Source organism: Sphingomonas sp. BLHR8 (assembly GCF_056821725.1).
In genome coordinates this window covers 1611102-1628475 of sequence record NZ_JBPDIM010000001.1, presented here as the reverse complement: position 1 = coordinate 1628475, position 17374 = coordinate 1611102, and the positions used below count along the sequence as shown (strand labels likewise).

Sequence of the window (17374 nt, the reverse complement as noted above, 5' to 3'; positions counted from 1 at the left end):
CCCTAAGCGATCAGCGGCGGCTGAGGCGGCTGATGGGCACGGTCAGCGAAACGACCAGCCCGTCGCGATCCCAATTGCGTTCGAGCTTACCGCCCAGCTGCTGCTTGACGGACAGGTCGGCTAGCCGCGTGCCAAAGCCGGCGTGCGTCGGCGTCTGTTCGATCTTGGGGCCGCCAACCTCCTTCCAGCAGATCAGCATATGATCGGCATCGACCCGCGAGAGGTCGAGCTCGACCCGCCCGTCCGCGGTGGACAGCGCGCCATATTTGGCCGCGTTGGTCGCAAGCTCGTGGTAGATGAGCGCGATCGGCGTTGCGGCCTGATCGTCGAGGTCGGTGTCGTCACCGCTCACGATCACGCGCGGATTGTCTTCTCCGCGATAGGGTTCGACCAGCCGTTCGAGCATGCCTTTGAGGGTAGGGTTGCCGGTGATCGGGGCGCTTTCCGGACTGTGCGGGCGGGCGAATTCGTGCGCCCGCGACAGCGACAGGATGCGCTCTTTCAAATCGTCCGCGAATGGCCCGCTGCCCGGAAACTGTCGCGAGCTCATCGAGATCAGCCCGACGATCACCGCGAAGATATTTTTGATGCGATGGGACAGCTCGCGGCTGAACAGTTCGCTTTGCTCGGCCGCCATCTTGGCGTCGTGGATGTCGGTGCAGGTGCCGATCCAGCGCGTGATCGTGCCCCCTTCATCGCGCACCGGATAGGCCCGGCCCAGCACCCAGCGCCATTCGCCATCGGCGCGGCGCAGCCGATATTCGATCTCATAAGGGTCGCCCGTCTCGAGCGAATGCGACCAGATTTCGTTGATCCGATCCTGGTCGTCGGCGTGGAAAAGGTCACGCCAGCCTTCGCCGTCGCTGTCGCCGCGCTGGGTGCCGGTGAATTCATACCAGCGTTCGTTGAAATAATCGTGATAGCCGTCGGCCCGCGTCGACCACACCATCTGCGGCATGGCTTCGGTCAGCGTCGCATAGCTGGAGCGCGATTCGGCCAGCTGCTGGATCACGTCGCCGTGGCTGCCGACATCGGTGTTGACGCCATACCAGCGCTTCACCGTTCCGGTTGCGTCACGCAGGGGGACGATGCGCGTCAGAAACGGCCGAAATTTGCCGTCCGCGCCGCGCAGGGGGAAGACCAGCTCCACCGGTTCGCCACTCTCGATCGCTGCGGTCCACCGCTCGACCACCGCGTCGAGGTGCTTGGGATCGTGGATTCCGCCCCAATCCCAGCCGCACAGCTTTTCGACAGGCACCCCGGCGTAGTCGACCAGGCGTTGGTTAACCCAGCACAGGTAACCGTCGCCGCGCGCCATCCAGCATGGCACGGGCAGCCCGTCGAGCATCAGCCGAAGTTCATCCTCCAACGGGTCGAGCGGATCGTCGCCGAGGTCGGGCAAAGGGCGGTCAATCTGGATCGGCTTGCGCCAGAAAGATTCGGCGAGATCGTCGCTGAATCGTCCACTGTTCGGCATAAAGTCCCCCTTCGTCCCGCGGTATCTAGGGGGTGGCGGGGTCAGGGGCAACGGCGCTACGGGCGAAGGACCGCGGCGAGACTCAGAGCGAGCGGGAAGGCAAGTGCCATCAACGTTCCGAACGGGAGCGGCGGATCGTCGACCGCGCGACCAGCCGCGCGGCGGACCAGCGCGACGCCGATCCCGGCAAGGCTCGCCAGCAGCAGCACGAACGGCAGCGGGGTCGCGCCGCCCCAGGCGCCCAGCGCCGCGAAAAAGGGCGGGTCGCCCCCGCCCATGCCCTCCACTCCGCGCGCGCGTCGGTAGGCAAAGGCGACGCCGGCGAGCGCAAAGCCGCCCAACGCCCCGCCCAGCATGCGCTGTTCGAACGGGACCGACACGCCGAGCGGCGCCAGCGCAACATCACCCAAGGCCAGCCCCAGGGCGAGGATTGCGAGGCTGAGCGCGCGCGGCAGGAACAGCGAACGTGCGTCCATCGCCGCGGCGAGGATCAACCCCAGCGCCAGCAGCGCCAGCGCGATAGCGGACTTGAGGGGCAGGGTGCCGAGCGCGACTGCGGCGGCGAGCATGGCGCCGACCGCCGCGCAGACGAACTCCACGACCGGATGGGTTCGGTCGATCGGGCCGCGACAGGCGCGGCACCGCCCGCCGAGCAGGAGGTAGCTCAGCAGCGGGATCAGCCGGGCCGCGCCGACCGGCACACCGCAATGATCGCAGCGGGATCGCCCTCCTATCGACAGTCCCTGCGGCCAGCGGATGGCGACCGTGGCGAGGAAGCTGCCGATGACCGCGCCGCCAAGCCCGCCCAGCACCGCGGCGAGCCACGGCGCGATCACAACCGCCCGCGGATCACCCGCACCCACGCGCCGTCGACCGCGCTGAACCCCGCGACGCCGAGCGCCGCAGCGACCAGCGGGTCGCTGGCACTGATACCGAGCCGCGCGACATAGCTGCCGTCGGGCGCGATGTTCAGCGTCAGCCGCTCGCCCCCGCCGCTGCTCGCGAGCGGCAGTTCGAGGTCGCGGCCGTTGCAGCGAATGGCTCCGCTGAACCCTTCGCTCACCGAGACCGGCCCGAGCGAGAGCACCGGCACGGCAGTGACCTGCCCCGACGCCGCGCGGCAACCGTCCGCACCCATGTCGAGCGCGACATTGGCGAACCGGACCTCGCGCAGCGGCACCGGCCCCAGCCGCCCCCGTCCGGCGAGGCCGTCGATCCCGCTGAGGATCGTGCGTCCCCCCGGGCGGCGTTCGATGCTGCCGCGCAGTCCCGGCGCGGCGATGGGCGCCGTGCCCTCCGCCGCCGCAGGTGCAAGGTTCAGCCGCGCACGGCCGAGCAGCAGCGGCAGCGGCGACAGATGTGCGTCCAATGTGCCCAGTTCGAAGCCGCCGACTTGGGCCTGTTCGAGCCGGCCGCCCCACACGCTACCCGAGACCGAGCGTGCGGCGAGCCCGGCGCGCTCCAGCCCCGCGACTTCCACCAGCCAGCGCAGCGGAAACAGCAGGACGAGCGTCAGCAGCGCGACGGGCAGGATCCAGCGGACCGCGGTGCGGATCATGCGCCCCTCCGCGCGACTAGCGTCGTGGCCACAGTGCCGTCGGGGTTGGGTCGCATCGTCACCTCCTCCAGCGTCAGGCCGGCGCGTTCGAGCGCGTCGAGCCACGGCAGCACCACGATCGCGCGCGCATTGGCGATTGCCACTCGGGTGCGCGCAGTGCCCGATGCTTCATTCTGGGCGAGCGTCAGCCCGGCGGCTGCCGCGCTCTGCGCGACGAGCTGCGCTACGTCGCCGGCCGCGGCGACCGCCGTGTTGCCGCGTGCGGCCTCGGCGGTGCGGATCGCCTCGACGCGGTCGAGGATCGCGGCGTGACGGTCGACCGCGACGCCGTGGTCCGCGCGCGCGGTCTCCACTACGCCCGCCAGCGGCAGCCACAGCGCGTAGATGAGGAACAGCGGCAGCGCGATCGCGCCGGCGACGCCAATCAGCACGCGCTCGCGCGAGGACAGTCCCTTCCACCAGCGGACGATGCTGCTCCTCATGCGAGCCTCCTCATCGCCGGCCTCGGATGGTGATGTCGCCCGTAGCGCGGCCGTCGGGGGCGGTGCGCGGCGTGGCGGTGACCGCCCAGCCATCGCCCTGCAGCGCGATCAGCACGGCGTTGATCTCCTCCACCCGCGGCGCGGCGAGATTGACGCTGAGCGTCCCGTCGCTGCGCCAGCCGAGCGTGGTCACGCTGACCCCGGGCGCGCGGTCAAGCGCGGCCACCAGCGCCGACGTCGGCGCGGAAAAGCGCCCGCTCCCGCGCCCGAGCGCGGCGAGGCGAGCGTCGAGCTGGGCCACGGCGACCTCCAGCGCGGGTGCGGGGCGAAGTACGCGGGCGGCGGCGGCCTCCGCCTCGGCGTCGAGACGCGCGGTGTCGCGGCGATATTGCACGATCTGCGCGATGGCGATGCCGATGCTCAGCAGCAGGATCAGCGCCGCCACCCGCACCGCGCGTGCAATCCACGCGGCGTCCCACGACCGCCGCGGTCGCCGCGCATAGTCGCCCGAGAGGAGGTCGAGGGGCGGCGCGGTCAGCGCGGCGATCAGCGCTGCATCGACGTCGACGGAGTCGGCTTCGACCGCGGGTTTCAGCGCCAGCGCGTCGAGCAGCGCGGGCTCCGCCGGGAGCGCGCCGTCGGCGGTGCGATACAGCGCATCGCCGAGCGGAGCGGCGGCGACCGGCCCTTCGATGGTGCCGCGCGGCACCAGCGCCCAGCTTGGGACGATGGCGGAAAACCGCACCCCCGCCGCCGCTGCGCCGCCCAGCCAGTGCTGCATCAGCGCGCGAGAGACGACCGCGATGTCGCGCCCGCCGTCCGCCTCCGCTGCGCCCACCGCGACGTGCAGCGTCGCGGGGTCCGACAGGCTGCGCTCTACGCCAAGCAACCGCGCCGCCGCCTCGGCCTGCCGCGGGGTGAGGTCGGGGAGGTTGGCGTGATGCGCGACCACTTCGCTTGCCGGGGCCACGCCCAACAGCTGCGGCGTTTCGGGCGGGAGGTCGGCGAGCGGGTCGGCGGGGGGCGGGGCGGGGGGCTCGTCGGTTAGCAGGATCGCGCCGTCGTCATCCACCCACCACCAGCCGATGATCGGGGGCTGATCGAGCGCGCCCAGCCGCGCGATCCAGCGCGGAGCGTTAGTGGCGGGGGGCGTCACAGCGCGCTCGGCCAGCGACGGCGGACCATGCGTGCGAAGGGCGGCAGCGGCGCGGGCGCGGCTGTGCCGGGGGCGGCGGCGACCGGTTGCAGCGGCGCGGTGTCGATCAGGGCTTCGCTCACGCGCACCGCATCGCCGATCCGCGCCTCGCTGCGCAAGCGATAGAAGCGTGTTTCGACCGCGAGGCCCTGCGGCACGAACCCGCCTGCGAGCGTCGGGCTCTGCCGCAGTTGCGCCAGCGTGGACCACCCGCCGACCGGGCGGCTGGCGATCAGCGACTGCGCCCGCGCCAGCGCGCCCTCGCCCCCCAGCCGCGCGGCGAGCAGCGCGGCTTGCGCCGGGGTCAGCGTGTTGACGTTGAGGGGCGCGGGTTTGCTGGTCGGCAGCGCGCAGACCTGTCCGGCCAGCCGCGCCGCCAGCGCGGCGCCGACACCCGGCAGCGCGGCGAGCTCGCCCACGTCGACCATCGGCGCGTTGGCGGCGAGGTAGGCGGCGTCGCCTCCGCCGCCGTCCTCCGCGCCATCGACGGAGGTCAGGCTGTCGCTGTCGATCGCGTCGGTGGCGCGCGCCATCAGCCGCTCCGCGTCGCCGCGCGGGATGCCGAGCGCAGTGGCGATGGCGACCAGCTGCGCGCCCGCCTCCGGGCTGGGCTGGCCGGTTTCGGTGGCGAGGCTGTTGAGATTAAAACAATTGCCCGCGTCGGTCAGCGTCACCTTCGCGCTGCCGCCGGGCAGCGGCACGTCGATCGGGCGGGCGAACCCCTCCACCGGCACGCGTTTGGCGGCGACGAAGGGCTGCAGCTGCGCCAGCGCCACTGCCTCCGCCGCCAGCGCCGCCTCGCGCGCTTGCGCTCCGGCGGCCGCGCTGGCGGAGAGGCGAGTCGCCAGCGTCAGCCGCTCGAGCGCGCCCGCGCTGACCACCGCCATGACGGCGACGATCAGCAGGATGGTGAGCAGCGCGGCGCCCTTGTCCTTCTGGGCGATCATGCTCCGCCCCCCGGCGGCAGCGCGTGGATGAGCGTCAGCGGCGCGGCACCATCGCGCTCGATCGTCAACCGAACTGCGCGGGGGAGGGCGGTGGCGGCCTCGGCCGGCCAGTCCGAGCGCCAACTTCCGTCGCGCGCTCGCGCCTCGATGCGAAGGCCGCGCACCTTGTCGAGCAGCGTGCCCGACGGCCCGGTCAGCGCACCGTCCGCGCGGCCCGAGCGGCGCATGAGCTTGCCGCCGTCGAGCCGCCACTCCACCCCGTTCAGCGCATCGCGGGCGGAGGTGAAGCGCATGCCGGTCGGCTCGATCACGAACGCCGGCCGGCGCTGTCCGCCCGCATCGCGCCACGGCCGCGGCTGCGCGGCGCCGAGGTCGGCGGCAAGCAGCGCGTCCAATCCCACCAGCGTCGACCCGTCGCTCAGGCGTCCCGCCGCTGCCTGCTGCGTGTCGACGCTGGTGCGCAGCAGCAGCACCCCCGCGCTCGCCACCATCGCGAAGATCGCCAGCGCAACCATCATCTCGACGAGGGTGAAGCCGCGATCCTTCAAAGCGGCGTGCCTTGCGCTGGCACCAGCAGCGACAGCGCCGCGCGCCCGCCGCCCTGACCGGCGACGCGAATGTCGACCCGTGCGGTGCCCGGCACCGGCCCCCCGCTGACCGCGCGCTGGACGAGAAAGCTCGCGCCGCCGTTGGTGACGCGCGATGAGCCTGCGGTGGGCGCACCGGGCGCGCTCGCTACCAGCGCGGCTTCGTTCTGCGCGACGATGCGGGCGAGCGTCGCCAGTTCGACCTCGCTCGCGCTGCGCACCGCAAAGGCGTCGAGCCGCACCAGCGCCAGACCCGCAATCGCCAGCACGGCCAGCGCGACGAGCATCTCGATCAACGTGAAGCCGTCGGCGGAGGGTGGCCGGTGGGTCACTGGACGGTCACGCTCCCCGCGCCGTCGATGCGGACGGTGACGCGCGTGTCGCCGCGCGCAATGGCGAGCTCGAGCGCTTGGTCGGGCAGGCCGAGCGCGTCGAACGTCACCCGCCCGCCGCCGTTCAGCGTGACGCCAGTGCCCTCGGCCCAGTCGTGCTGCTCGGCGGGGTCGAGGCGCCATTCGCCCTCCACCCGCCGTTCGACGCCATAGCCCGACGGCGCCACCCACAGCCGCTGCGGCGTGCCCGTGACGATGGCGCCATCGCGCACCGCGGCGGCGCGCGCGGCGAAGCGGCTCGCCTCGGTTGCGGGGCTGCCGCCGGCGGGGGGCAGTGACAGCACCACCGCCGCGGTCAGCAAGCCGAGCACGCCCAGCGCCACCATCAGCTCGACCAGCGAAAAGCCGGCGTCGCGGGGGTGCGGGCTATTTCGCCTCGGCATAAACGTCGGCGTTAAGCTCGCTGCCGCCCGGCGCGCCATCCGCGCCCAATGAGTAGATCGCGAACGGCTGTCCGCTCGGCCCCGGCGTCGCCAGCTGATACGGTCGACCCCAAGGATCGTTCGGGAGCGAGCGGACATAGCCGCCCGGGCGATAGCGCGACGGGTCGGCGAGGCCGGCGGGCGCGGTCTTGAGCGCGGCGATGCCGTCGGCGGCGCTCGGGTAGGTGAGGTTGTCGAGCCGATACTGCTCCATCGCGCTTTCGAGCGTGGCGATGTCGGCGCGCGCCTTGGTCACCATCGCACGGTCCTGGCTCGGCAGGACGTTGATCAGCACGACCACGCTCAGTAGCCCGATGATGAAGATCACCACCATCAGCTCGGTCAGCGTAAAGCCGCGATTGCGGCGTTTGTCATCTCGGGCGTGTTCATTGTCGTGGGTCATGGGCGTTGCGCCTTTAGCCGCCTGCGAGGCTTTGCAGCTGCAGGATGGGGAGGAGGATGGAGAGGATGATCAGCGCGACGGTGCCGCCCATCAGGATGATGATCGCGGGCTCGATCAGCGCCATCGTCGTCGTGGTGAAGCGGTCGAACTCCTGTTCGAGATAGTCCGCCGCGCGCGCGAGCATCAGTTCCAGCCGCCCCGCGCTCTCCCCGCTCGCGGCGAGGTAGGTGAGGAGCGGCGGGAACACGCCCGCGCCGCGCATCGCGGCGGAGAGCGACCCGCCGCCGCGTACCTGTTCGGCGATGTCGGCGGTGGCGCTGCGCAGCGCGTGGTTGCGGATGGTGGGGAGGGTGAGGGCGAGCCCCTCCACCAGCGGCAGGCGCGCGTCGACCATCGTCGCCAGCGTGCGCGCGAAGCGGGCGGCGTGGAGGTCGCGCAGCAGGCGCCCGACGAGCGGCAGGCGGATGATCGCGCGGTCAAACCCGAGCCTCGGCCCCGGCTGGCGCAGCAGCGCGGCCAGCGCGACGCCCGCCAGCGCCAGCGCGATCAGCACCGCCCACCACCAGCTCGCCGCGAAGGCGGACACGGCGATCACCGCCCGGGTGAGCCACGGGAGCTGCTGGCCGACATTGTCGAACTGTTCGACCACGCGCGGCACGACGAAGATCATCAGCGCCGCGACCACCGCCACCGCGACGATCGCCAGCACAATCGGGTAGGCGAGCGTCGAGAGCAGCTTGCCGCGCACCTCCGCCTGCCGCTCGAGCAGCGCCGACAGCCGCTCGAGGATTTCGGGGAGGCTGCCCGACGCCTCGCCCGCGGCGATCATCGCGCGGTAGAGCGGGGGGAAGCTCTTCGGCTCGCGCGCCATCGCATCGGCGAGGCGTCGGCCCTCGACGACGCCCGCGTGAACCGCGCCGATGACGCCCGCGACATTGGCGCGTTCGCTCTGCCGCATGGCGGTGCGCAGCGCCTCCTCGATCGGGCTGACCTGCGTCAGCGTCGCAAGCTGGCGGGTGAATAGCGCGAGGTCCTTGGCGCTGAGTTTCGCGGCGCGGGTGAGTAGCGCGGGGCCGCGCGGCTCCGCCTTACCCTCCGAGGGGCGTGCGCTGGTCGGCTCGACCTTGACGACATAGAGCCGCCGCGCGGTCAGCTGCGCCGACGCCGCTCCGCGGTCCGCCGCATCGAGCGTCCCCCGCTTCTCCCGCCCCGCCGGGTCGATCGCGATGTAGGCGAAGGCGGCCATTTACGGTGCCGGGGGACAGATGAGCCCCTCCCCTTCAGGGGAGGGGTTGGGGTGGGGGCTGTCGTGTGACGCTGTGTTGGGTTGAGAGCCCCCACCCCCGGCCCCTCCCCTGAGGGGGAGGGGGGAGGTTGGCGCCGTGCCGTCGTCGCTGCGCACCACGCGCAGCGCTTCTTCCGCGCTGGTGTCGCCGCGCGCCACCGCGGCGCGGGCGCTTTCCGCCAGCGTCGGCGCGTGCGCAAAGGCGTGCGCGGAGAGCGCCGCTTCGTCCGCGCCTTCGCCGATCAGGCGGCGCAGTTCTTCATCCACCCGCACCGCTTCGTAGAGCCCGACGCGGCCGCGGTAGCCTGATCCGCCGCACGCCTCGCACCCGACCGGGCGCCGGCCGGTCAGCGCTTCGGCGCCCAGCGCACGGGCGAAGGCCGGTTCGACCGTCGCCGGCTCGGCGCAGACTTCGCACAGCCGCCGCACCAGCCGCTGCGCGATGACGCAGCGCAGCGACGAGGCGATCAGGAAAGGCTCGACCTTCAGATCCTTCAGCCGGGTGATCGCGCCGATGGCGTCGTTGGTATGCACCGTCGACAGCACGAGGTGGCCGGTGAGCGAGGCCTGCACGGCGATGTCCGCGGTCTCGCGGTCGCGGATTTCGCCGACCATCACCACGTCGGGGTCCTGCCGCAAAATGGCGCGCAAGCCGGTCGCGAAGTCCAGCCCGACGCGCGCGTTGACCTGCGTCTGGCCGACCCCGTCGACGCTATATTCGACCGGATCCTCGATGGTCAGAATGTTGCGCTTGCCATCGTTCAGCCGAGCGAGCGCGGCATAGAGCGTGGTCGTCTTGCCCGAACCGGTCGGCCCGGTGACGAGGATGATGCCGTTAGGCTGCGCCAGTGCGGCCTTGAGGATCTCATACGCGTCGCCCGACAGGCCGAGCCGGTCGAAGGCGATGCCCGCGCTCTTGGTGTCGAGGAGGCGCATCACCACCCGCTCGCCGCCGCGCGCGGGGAGGGTGGAGACGCGCACGTCGAGCGCGCGTCCGCCGAGCGTCAGCGAAATGCGCCCGTCCTGCGGCACGCGCCGTTCGGCGATATCGAGCCGCGCCATCACCTTGACCCGGCTGACCAGCACCGCGGCGACGCGAGCGGGCATGCGCAGCACCTCACGCAAGATGCCGTCGATGCGCATCCGCACGACGAGTGCGCTCTCATAGGGTTCGATGTGAATGTCGCTGACACCTTGGCGAGCGGCATCGGCGATGATCGTGTTGATGAGGCGGATGGCGGGCGCATCGTCGGCGCTGTCGAGCAGGTCCTCCGCGCTCGGCAGGTCGTGGCCGAGCGCATCGAGCCCTTCGCTGCCCGCGATCGCCCCCGCCATCGCCGCTTGCGAATCGAGCGCATAGTGCTCCGACAGCAGCGCGTCGAAGCGTTCGGCGTCGACCGTTTCGACCGCGGCGATGGGTCGCCCCAAGTGCCGACGCAGTTCGATCAGCATGCTCGCCGCCGCGCCCTCGCGCAGAACCGCGGTCGGGGCGTGGGCGGTGCCGCCGATCAGGACACCGCCCTCGCGCGCGGCGGTGTAGGGAATGGCGGCGCTGATGATGTCGGGCGCGCTGGCCATGCTCGCCTTCCCGTCAGCGCGGCGGCGGGGGCGCGGCGGTCACCGGCGGGATCGGGCTCGGCGGCACCTGGCTCGCGGGAATGGGGATGACCACGGGGGCCGAGCTTTGCGGCCGCGCGTCGATGATCGCACTCGGCGCGATCAGCACGTCGTCGGGCCGCGGGGTTACCACCGGAGGAACCGTGCCGAGATAGTCGCGCACCAGATTGTCGATCTCCGGCTCCGCATCCGGATTGCGCAACCATTGCTCGCGCCGGATGTAGCCGTAGCGCTGCGCGGTCATCGCCGCATTATCCTCTCGATTGTTGAGGATCGTCGGGCGGATGAAGACCATCAGGTTGGTCTTCGACCGACTGCGCGAGCGGCTGCGGAACAGCTGGCCGATGATGGGAATGTCGCTGAGCAGCGGGATGCGCTCGATCGTGCGACGTTCGTCGTCGTTGAGGAGGCCGCCGATTGCGAGGATTTCGCCGTCATCGACGGTCAGCACCGTATCGAACGCGCGCTTGTTGATGATGAGGTCGGACGAGCGCGAGCTGACCGGCCCGGCGACGCTCGACACTTCCTGGCGGAGGTAGAGCTTGATCTCCCCGCTGGCGTTGATCTGCGGCGTGACCTCGAGCTTGATGCCGACCTCTTCGCGCTGGACGGTGCGGAAGGCGTTGTCGAAATTCTGGCTGAGGCGCTCGCCGGTGGTGATCGGCACGTCCTGCCCGACGAGGAAGCGCGCCGGCTGGTTGTCGAGCGTGACGATATGCGGCGTCGCGAGCAGGTTGGAGGCGGTGTCGCTCTGAACCGCGTTGATGATCGCGCCGAATATGGTGTTGCGGCCGATGTCGCCCGCGAAGCCCGCGAACCCGCCTGCCGCGTTGAGCAGCTGCTGGATCGCACCCTGCGCGACTTCCGGGCCGAACGGGTTGCTGTTGGTGGTGGTGACGATGTTGCCGTTGATGGTCGTCGTCTGCTGCGACAGCAGATAGCCGCCCACCGCCGCACCGACGCCGAGGATCGAAGGGTTCGCGTTCGAATAATTGGTGGCGAGGAACGGCGCATTGCGGCCACCGAGCAGGAATTGCACTCCCAACTGGCGGGCGGCGGCGTCGCCGATCTCCACCACGATCGCCTCGACCAGCACCTGCGGTCGGCGCACGTCGAGCTGGCGGATCAACTCGCCCAGCTGGCGCTGCACGTCGGGGTTGGCGGCGACGATAATCGCGTTGACCCCTTCGTAGCGGGTGACGATCGCCGGGCCGCGGCGGACGATGCTGTTACCCGCGCCACCGCCGGCGGTGGTCTGTGCAGGAACCGCGCGCTCGATCGGCTGGCTGGCGTTACCGTTGCCGCCTTCGGGGAGGTTGTAGGGGCTCGACGGGCCACGCTGCGAAGCGCCGGTCGCGGGCCCAGCAGGATCGCTGCCGCCGCCGATCAGCTGCTGCAGCGTCGGCAGCAGTCGCGCCGCGTCGGCATGCTGGAGCGTGTAAACGCGGATCTCCGCCGCGCTCGCCGCGCGCGTGTCGAGCTGCTGCGCGAGCGCGGCGAGCCGCTCCACCTCGCGCGCGTCGCCGCGGATGGCGACGCTGTTGGAGCCGTCGAAGGGCGCGATCGACACGCCCCCCGGCGCCCCCGGTGCCGCCGCGCCGCCGAGCTGGCGCAGGCTCTCGGCAATCTCCCGCGCGCCCGCGTTGCGCAGGTTGATGATCCGCTGCGTCGTCGTGTCGCGGTCGAGCGTCGCGGCGAGTGCGCGGATGCGGCGCACATTGTCGGCGTAGTCGGCGATGACCAGGCTGTTGGCGGCGCGATTGGCGGTCAGCGAACCCGCGCTGCTCACCAGCGGACGCAGCGTTTCGATCGCGCTCGCGGCATCGGCGCGCTGGAGGCGGATGACATCGGTGACGAGCGCGTTCGCGGGTGCACCGCGGCTGCCGAGCCGCGACGGCTGCGTCGCCGCGCCCTCTGCGGGCTGCACGCGATAGGCGCCATTGCCCATCGGAATGGCGACGAGGCCGTTGGCGCGCAGGGTCGAAAGCACGACCTCGAAATATTCGGCGCGCGAGAGTGGCCGGTCGGTCACCGCGGTCACCCGCGCCTGCACGCGGCCATCGACGACGAAGGTGCGCCCGGTAACGCGCGCCGCGTCGGTCAGAAACGCGCGCACATCGGCATCGCGCACATTGATCTGGTTCTGCGCAGCAAGCGGAGCGGGCACCGCCAGCGCGAGCGCCAGCGCGGCGGTGAGTCGGAATGCGGACCGCTTCATCGCGAAATGCCTGCCGGCGGCGGAGGTGGCGGCGGTGGCGCGACTTGCGGAGGCGGGGTGATGACGGTGTTTCTCACAGGCGCAGGTGGGGCGGGCGGCGGCGGGGCGGTGGGCGCGCTTTGTGACGGCGGTGTGACAGCGCCGGGCAGCGAGCCTGGCACGACAACGACGCCCGGCGGGGTCGAGGGCAACGCACCCTGAGCGCCAGCGGGAGGCTGCGGTGCATCGCTCTGGTCGATGTACAGCAGTTCGCGCGCGCCCGCATTGTCGATCTCGACATGATCGAAGTGCACCGCGACGAGCTTGACGCCGGATTGAATCTCCTCGCCGACGAGGATCGATTTCTGGATCTGATCCTGCCCGGCGATGATGGCGGAGCCGCCGCCGCTCGACCGGTCGACGCGGGTTCCGAACAGCTGCAGCGGCAGGCCGGTGACGCGGCTGGTTGGCTGCGCCGCGACCGGCTGCGTGCGGAAAAACGGGTCGACGCGCGCGAACAGGCCGGCGCGGGTCGCATCGTCGAGCTCGGGCGGGCCGGCGAGGCGCCAGTCGCCGAGCGGCGACACCGGCGTCAGCGCGGCAAGGGCGAGGCGCACCCCCTGCACGCTCGCCAGCGCGATCAGCGCGGTCATCGCCGCGCGCGCTGGCCAATCGACCGGCAGGCGGGCGATGCGGGCGCGACGCCGTTCGTGCAGCGAAATGATCATGCGGCCCCGCGTTATCCTTCCCGCAGCTTCCTCGCGCGGTCTAGCGGTCTATCCGACGCGCGGCAATCAATGGCTCCCGCCCGCCAGGCCCCAGCCGAGCAGCGCCACCCCAAAACTCGCGACGAGGAACACCGCGACCGCAACCAGCACCAGCATCCGTCCCGCCGCGCCGACCCGGCTGAGCCGGTATGCGCCCCGCAGCTGGCGATAGATGTGGACCGGCGGTATCAGTACCGCTGCCGCCGAGAGCAGCCCGCTCGGCACTCGCGCCGACCACGCCAGCGTCAACAATGTCGCCAGCAAGAGCATGAACGCTAGCGAATAGGTGATGAACACCGCATGGTCGTAGAGGCCGTAGCGGCGCGAAAACGGAAACAGCAGCCACAGGAACGGCAGCGACAACGGCACCAGCAGCGGGGCGAATTTGTAGCTGTTGTTCTGGAGCTTGTAGAGTGCGAGGTTCGGGTTCTCGCGGAATTTGCGGATTGCATTGCTGATCACCGTCAGGGAGCGGCGGTCGGCTTCGATCGTCACTCGCCCCTTGGCGGCCTCCGCCTGACGTTCGACCGACAGTTCGGTCGACGGATCGAAATCGCCGAGCTCTCCACGCAACAGCCGCCGCGCGGTGCGCGCTTCGTTGAGCTGGGCCTGCGCTCGGACGCGCTCGCGCGAGCCGGGGGGCAGGGCATTAACCGAGGTTTCGAGCCGCGCAACGTCGCTGTCGATGACGCGGGCGTTTTCGATCTGGCGGACCAGCCCATCGCCTTCGCCTGCGATGCTGTGCCCGGTGAGGCCCATGGTAGCGAAGGTCGCGAACAGCGCGAACAGGAACAGCCCGAACGGCGCGACGAAATGGCGGCGCTCCCCGTCGATGTAGCGCCGCGTCAGTTCGCCCGGACGCCAAGCGAGCATCGGCAGCGTCGACCGGATGCGCCCCTCGACATGGAGGACACCGTGCAGCGCCTCGTGCCACCACGCGCCGAGCGTGCGATGCGGATGCGCCTCCTGCCCGCAGCCCGAGCAGTAGGCGCCCGTGCCCAGCGCATTGCCGCAATTGAGGCAGGTCTCCGACGCCGCCATGCCATTCCCCCCGTCGCGTCCCTCAAGGCCGCGTCGGTGGCGTAGAGGCTTGCCCCGCCGCCTGGCAAGCTGCTCGGGCGGCGCGGCGAGCGAGTTGATGCCGTGGTGCGTGGACTACGCGGGCGCGTGCATTATAGGTGCGGCGTGGATGCAATCGTCGCTGACAGGATGGGGCCGTGATCCGAACCGGCCTGCTCGGCGGCAGTTTCAATCCGGCCCACGGCGGTCACCGGGGAATCAGCCTGGCAGCGCTGGCGGCGCTCGGGCTGGACGAGGTCTGGTGGCTCGTGTCCCCCGGCAATCCGCTCAAGCCGAAGGCCGGGATGGCGCCGCTCGCGGCGCGCCTCAACGCCGCGGCGCGCGTCGCAAACGGAACGCGCATTCGTCCGACCGCGATCGAGACGGAGCTCGGCACGCGCTACACCATCGATACGCTGCGGGCGATCAAGGCGCGCTACCTCAGACGGCGCTTTATCTGGCTGATGGGCGCGGACAATCTCGCTCAACTGCATCTGTGGCGCGACTGGCGCGGGATCGCGCGGGAGATGCCGATTGCGGTCATCGCCCGGCCGGGGTATGACGGTCAGGCCCGCGCGGCGGTCGCGATGGGCTGGCTGCGGCGCTTTGAACGTCCAGCCGATCGCGCGTTGGAGTGGACCGACTGGACCCTGCCTGCCATTGTTCTGCTGCGCTTTCCCGCGGACCCGCGCTCGGCGAGCGCGATCCGGCGGGGCCGGCCCGACTGGGCCGCGCATGAACCGCTGCAACTGGCTCACGATCCGGTGACCCACCGACCGCTGCCCTTTGCGGGATCCCCCGCGCTACCCACGGAGACGATGTGACGCCTGCTGCGCCCGCGAACCCGCTCGCCAGCGATCCGCTGCACCAATTGATCCTCAACCAGCTGGACGAGGACCAGGCGATCGAGGTGGTGTCCATCCCGCTCGCCGGGGTGAGCGCGATCGCCGATCATATGGTGATCGCCTCGGGCCGCTCGACCCGGCACGTCGCGGCGATGGCGGACAAGATTGCCCGTCGCATGAAGGACGAAGGCTTCGGCAACGCGCGCATCGAAGGATTGCCCGCCGCCGACTGGGTGCTGATCGACGCCAATGACGTGATCGTTCACATCTTTCGGCCCGAGGTGCGCAGCTTCTACAATTTGGAGCGGATGTGGGGCGATGCGGCGAACGCGTCGTCGGCGCCGCGCCGCGTGGCGGTCGGCCCCGCCTGACGCACCGATCCGGGAGGGACCGGCCGCCGTGCGCATCATCATTCTCGCGCACGGGCGGATCGGCCGCGACCCCGAAGCGGCGATCGTCGATCGTTATATTGCCCGCCTTCCCTGGCCGGTGGAGGTCGTCGAGCTTCCCATGTCGGCGAAATCGCTTCCGCCTGCGCCGCCCCGCAGCCGCACGGTGCTGCTCGATGAGCGCGGCGAGGTTGCCGACAGTCCCGCGCTGGCCGCGCGCATCGGCCGATGGCGGGACGACGGTATCGCAACCCTGCGTTTCGCGCTTGGACCGGACGCCGGGTTCAGTGCGACGGACCGCGCCGAAGCCGACTGGCTGCTGTCGATGGGCCGGCTGACCTGGCCGCACATGCTCGCGCGGGCGATGCTGGCGGAGCAGCTGTGGCGCAGTGCGGCGATCCTGTCCGGCCACCCCTACCATCGCGCATGACCATCGCGCAGCGCCTGGGGTTGATCGCGCTGATCTCGCTGCTGCTCGGGGCGGCGGGGTGGGCGTGGTGGAGCGCCGGGCAGCCAAGCCCCGCTGCGCCGGTTGTCCTGCCACGCCCCCCTCTGTCGGACGCGGTGGCCGCTGAACTTGCCGCACAACGCGACGCGCGTGAGGCAGCCGAGCGCCAGGCGCGCGCGGCGGACGAAGCGGCGCGCAGGCTCGAACGCGAAGCCGCAGCAGCCGCTCAAGCCGCCGATGCGGATCGCTCCCGCCTGGCATCGCTGGCGCAGGCGATCCAGGCGGCGGAAGCGCGTCTGCTCGCCGCGGGCGCGGACCTGGCGCGGGCGCGGACCGAAGTCGCGGAAAGCGAGCGGCAGATCGCCCGCGTCCGCGCGCCGCTGGTGGAACTGACGGGGGCGCTGCAGCTCATGTCGCGCCGCCCGCCCGCGACGCTGTTGTTCGCGCCGGATACGCTCGACGAGGTCATCCACGCGCGCGCCCTCATCGATGCGATGATGCCGCAGATCCGGGCGCGAACCGCCGTGCTGGAGGGCGCGCTTGCCGAGCGGCGGCGGCTCGTCGCAGGGGAGCAGGCTGCGCTCGCGGCCACCAGGGCACGCGCGCGCGAACTCGACGCGCGGCGCGCGGCGCTGGCACAGTCGGAGGCCGCCGCGCGCGCACGCTCACATCGGCTGCGCGCCAGCGCCGGGCTGGAGGCGGACCGGGCGACCGCGGTCGGGGAGGGGGCGGCGGACCTCGACCGGTTGCTCGGCACGCTGGCCGAGGCGGCACGGATCCGCGACGACCTGGCCACGTTGCCGCCGCCACGCCCTCGCCCCGGCCAGGCCGATTTCGCGGCCGGAGCGGCATCATTGGCGCAGCAGCCGGTCGAGGACCTGCCGGGTGCCGCTGTTCCGGTCGGCGCCCCGCGATTGCGGTTGCCGGCGGTGGGCCGGGTCGTGCGCGGCTTCGGGGCGGGGGAGGGCACGTTGCAGTCGCGCGGTGTCACGCTGGCGGTCGCTCCGGGCGCGCTCGCGGTCGCTGCGGCGAGCGGTCGGGTCGCCTACGCCGGGCCCTTTCGCACCTATCAGCGGATCGTCATCATCGACCACGGCGGCGGATGGTCGACGCTGATCACCGATCTGCTGACGCTGGAGGTCGATGTCGGTCAGCAGCTTGCCGCCGGGGAGCCGATCGGCCGCGCCGGGCCGGGCAGCCCGACGGTCGGGTTCGAGCTTCGCCACGACGGCACCGCGGTCGATGTGACGCCGCACCTGCGCTGAGGGACAGCCCGTGAACAGTGCGCTATGCAAGGCGAGCCG

General features: G+C 71.5%; 19 protein-coding genes. 4 read left to right on the top strand and 15 right to left on the bottom strand.

Annotated features, from left to right (window positions below; all coding sequences use genetic code 11):
- Window positions 1-10: 10 nt before the first annotated feature.
- The 15 genes from ACRYJK_RS08110 to ACRYJK_RS08040 form a co-directional block, all read right to left on the bottom strand.
- Window positions 11-1477: a sensor histidine kinase gene (locus ACRYJK_RS08110; protein ID WP_482667021.1), complete on the bottom strand. Its 1467-nt coding sequence runs from the start codon at window positions 1475-1477 to the stop codon at window positions 11-13.
- A 56-nt stretch (window positions 1478-1533) separates the two neighbouring features.
- Window positions 1534-2340 carry a prepilin peptidase gene (locus tag ACRYJK_RS08105; RefSeq protein WP_482667020.1) on the bottom strand — a complete coding sequence of 269 codons (807 nt, stop codon included), beginning with the start codon at window positions 2338-2340 and terminating at the stop codon, window positions 1534-1536.
- Entirely contained in the window at window positions 2310-3035 is a 726-nt protein-coding gene (gene gspN, locus ACRYJK_RS08100) for a type II secretion system protein N (protein WP_482667019.1), read from the bottom strand. Before gspN ends, ACRYJK_RS08105 begins: the two co-directional genes overlap by 31 nt.
- The gene (gene gspM / locus ACRYJK_RS08095; protein WP_482667018.1) at window positions 3032-3517 is read right to left on the bottom strand and encodes a type II secretion system protein GspM; all 486 of its coding nucleotides are present in this window, start codon (window positions 3515-3517) and stop codon (window positions 3032-3034) included. Before gspM ends, gspN begins: the two co-directional genes overlap by 4 nt.
- Before the next feature lie 10 nt (window positions 3518-3527).
- Window positions 3528-4673 carry a type II secretion system protein GspL gene (gene gspL / locus ACRYJK_RS08090; RefSeq protein ID WP_482667017.1) on the bottom strand — a complete coding sequence of 382 codons (1146 nt, stop codon included), beginning with the start codon at window positions 4671-4673 and terminating at the stop codon, window positions 3528-3530.
- Window positions 4670-5659 carry a type II secretion system minor pseudopilin GspK gene (gene gspK, locus ACRYJK_RS08085; RefSeq protein WP_482667016.1) on the bottom strand — a complete coding sequence of 330 codons (990 nt, stop codon included), beginning with the start codon at window positions 5657-5659 and terminating at the stop codon, window positions 4670-4672. The genes gspL and gspK overlap by 4 nt, the downstream gene beginning before the upstream one ends.
- Window positions 5656-6207 (bottom strand): type II secretion system protein GspJ, encoded by a 552-nt coding sequence (locus ACRYJK_RS08080; RefSeq protein WP_482667015.1) that lies wholly within the window; start codon window positions 6205-6207, stop codon window positions 5656-5658. Before ACRYJK_RS08080 ends, gspK begins: the two co-directional genes overlap by 4 nt.
- The gene (locus tag ACRYJK_RS08075; protein ID WP_482667014.1) at window positions 6204-6578 is read right to left on the bottom strand and encodes a type II secretion system protein; all 375 of its coding nucleotides are present in this window, start codon (window positions 6576-6578) and stop codon (window positions 6204-6206) included. The genes ACRYJK_RS08080 and ACRYJK_RS08075 overlap by 4 nt, the downstream gene beginning before the upstream one ends.
- Complete coding sequence (locus ACRYJK_RS08070; RefSeq protein ID WP_482667013.1) at window positions 6575-7021, bottom strand: prepilin-type N-terminal cleavage/methylation domain-containing protein; 447 nt, start codon at window positions 7019-7021, stop codon at window positions 6575-6577. Before ACRYJK_RS08070 ends, ACRYJK_RS08075 begins: the two co-directional genes overlap by 4 nt.
- Window positions 7005-7463 carry a type II secretion system major pseudopilin GspG gene (gspG, locus tag ACRYJK_RS08065; protein WP_482667012.1) on the bottom strand — a complete coding sequence of 153 codons (459 nt, stop codon included), beginning with the start codon at window positions 7461-7463 and terminating at the stop codon, window positions 7005-7007. Before gspG ends, ACRYJK_RS08070 begins: the two co-directional genes overlap by 17 nt.
- A gap of 13 nt (window positions 7464-7476) precedes the next feature.
- Window positions 7477-8709, bottom strand: coding sequence for a type II secretion system inner membrane protein GspF (gene gspF, locus ACRYJK_RS08060; RefSeq protein ID WP_482667011.1), 1233 nt, complete (start codon window positions 8707-8709; stop codon window positions 7477-7479).
- Window positions 8710-10326: a GspE/PulE family protein gene (locus tag ACRYJK_RS08055; protein ID WP_482667010.1), complete on the bottom strand. Its 1617-nt coding sequence runs from the start codon at window positions 10324-10326 to the stop codon at window positions 8710-8712. It lies immediately after the preceding gene.
- A gap of 13 nt (window positions 10327-10339) precedes the next feature.
- Window positions 10340-12583, bottom strand: a complete 2244-nt coding sequence (gene gspD, locus ACRYJK_RS08050) for a type II secretion system secretin GspD (RefSeq protein WP_482667009.1) — start codon at window positions 12581-12583, stop codon at window positions 10340-10342.
- Window positions 12580-13290, bottom strand: a complete 711-nt coding sequence (locus ACRYJK_RS08045; RefSeq protein WP_482667008.1) for a type II secretion system protein N — start codon at window positions 13288-13290, stop codon at window positions 12580-12582. The genes gspD and ACRYJK_RS08045 overlap by 4 nt, the downstream gene beginning before the upstream one ends.
- Window positions 13291-13356: 66 nt before the next feature.
- A complete protein-coding gene (locus ACRYJK_RS08040) occupies window positions 13357-14370 on the bottom strand; it encodes a DUF3667 domain-containing protein (RefSeq protein ID WP_482667007.1) in 1014 nt (337 codons plus the stop codon).
- Between the two features lie 176 nt (window positions 14371-14546).
- Here ACRYJK_RS08040 and ACRYJK_RS08035 point away from each other — a divergent pair, with 176 nt between their 5' ends.
- Genes ACRYJK_RS08035 through ACRYJK_RS08020 form a run of 4 tightly spaced genes read left to right on the top strand, consistent with a single transcriptional unit; the run spans window position 14547 to window position 17335 of the window.
- A complete protein-coding gene (locus tag ACRYJK_RS08035) occupies window positions 14547-15212 on the top strand; it encodes a nicotinate-nucleotide adenylyltransferase (protein WP_482667006.1) in 666 nt (221 codons plus the stop codon).
- The gene (gene rsfS, locus ACRYJK_RS08030) at window positions 15209-15604 is read left to right on the top strand and encodes a ribosome silencing factor (protein ID WP_482667005.1); all 396 of its coding nucleotides are present in this window, start codon (window positions 15209-15211) and stop codon (window positions 15602-15604) included. Before ACRYJK_RS08035 ends, rsfS begins: the two co-directional genes overlap by 4 nt.
- Before the next feature lie 28 nt (window positions 15605-15632).
- Window positions 15633-16052: a 23S rRNA (pseudouridine(1915)-N(3))-methyltransferase RlmH gene (locus ACRYJK_RS08025; RefSeq protein WP_482667004.1), complete on the top strand. Its 420-nt coding sequence runs from the start codon at window positions 15633-15635 to the stop codon at window positions 16050-16052.
- Window positions 16049-17335 carry a murein hydrolase activator EnvC family protein gene (locus ACRYJK_RS08020; protein WP_482667003.1) on the top strand — a complete coding sequence of 429 codons (1287 nt, stop codon included), beginning with the start codon at window positions 16049-16051 and terminating at the stop codon, window positions 17333-17335. The genes ACRYJK_RS08025 and ACRYJK_RS08020 overlap by 4 nt, the downstream gene beginning before the upstream one ends.
- Window positions 17336-17374 lie beyond the last annotated feature (39 nt).

Excerpts from the sequence above, each read along its gene's own strand:
- ACRYJK_RS08055 (WP_482667010.1), bottom strand. The coding sequence starts at position 10,326 with ATGGCCAGCGCGCCCGACATCATCAGCGCCGCCATTCCCTACACCGCC.
- gspF (WP_482667011.1), bottom strand. The coding sequence starts at position 8,709 with ATGGCCGCCTTCGCCTACATCGCGATCGACCCGGCGGGGCGGGAGAAG.
- gspN (WP_482667019.1), bottom strand. The coding sequence starts at position 3,035 with ATGATCCGCACCGCGGTCCGCTGGATCCTGCCCGTCGCGCTGCTGACG.
- ACRYJK_RS08110 (WP_482667021.1), bottom strand. The coding sequence starts at position 1,477 with ATGCCGAACAGTGGACGATTCAGCGACGATCTCGCCGAATCTTTCTGG.
- gspK (WP_482667016.1), bottom strand. The coding sequence starts at position 5,659 with ATGATCGCCCAGAAGGACAAGGGCGCCGCGCTGCTCACCATCCTGCTG.
- gspG (WP_482667012.1), bottom strand. The coding sequence starts at position 7,463 with ATGACCCACGACAATGAACACGCCCGAGATGACAAACGCCGCAATCGC.
- ACRYJK_RS08045 (WP_482667008.1), bottom strand. The coding sequence starts at position 13,290 with ATGATCATTTCGCTGCACGAACGGCGTCGCGCCCGCATCGCCCGCCTG.
- gspD (WP_482667009.1), bottom strand. The coding sequence starts at position 12,583 with ATGAAGCGGTCCGCATTCCGACTCACCGCCGCGCTGGCGCTCGCGCTG.
- ACRYJK_RS08070 (WP_482667013.1), bottom strand. The coding sequence starts at position 7,021 with ATGCCGAGGCGAAATAGCCCGCACCCCCGCGACGCCGGCTTTTCGCTG.
- gspM (WP_482667018.1), bottom strand. The coding sequence starts at position 3,517 with ATGAGGAGCAGCATCGTCCGCTGGTGGAAGGGACTGTCCTCGCGCGAG.
- ACRYJK_RS08040 (WP_482667007.1), bottom strand. The coding sequence starts at position 14,370 with ATGGCGGCGTCGGAGACCTGCCTCAATTGCGGCAATGCGCTGGGCACG.
- ACRYJK_RS08020 (WP_482667003.1), top strand. The coding sequence starts at position 16,049 with ATGACCATCGCGCAGCGCCTGGGGTTGATCGCGCTGATCTCGCTGCTG.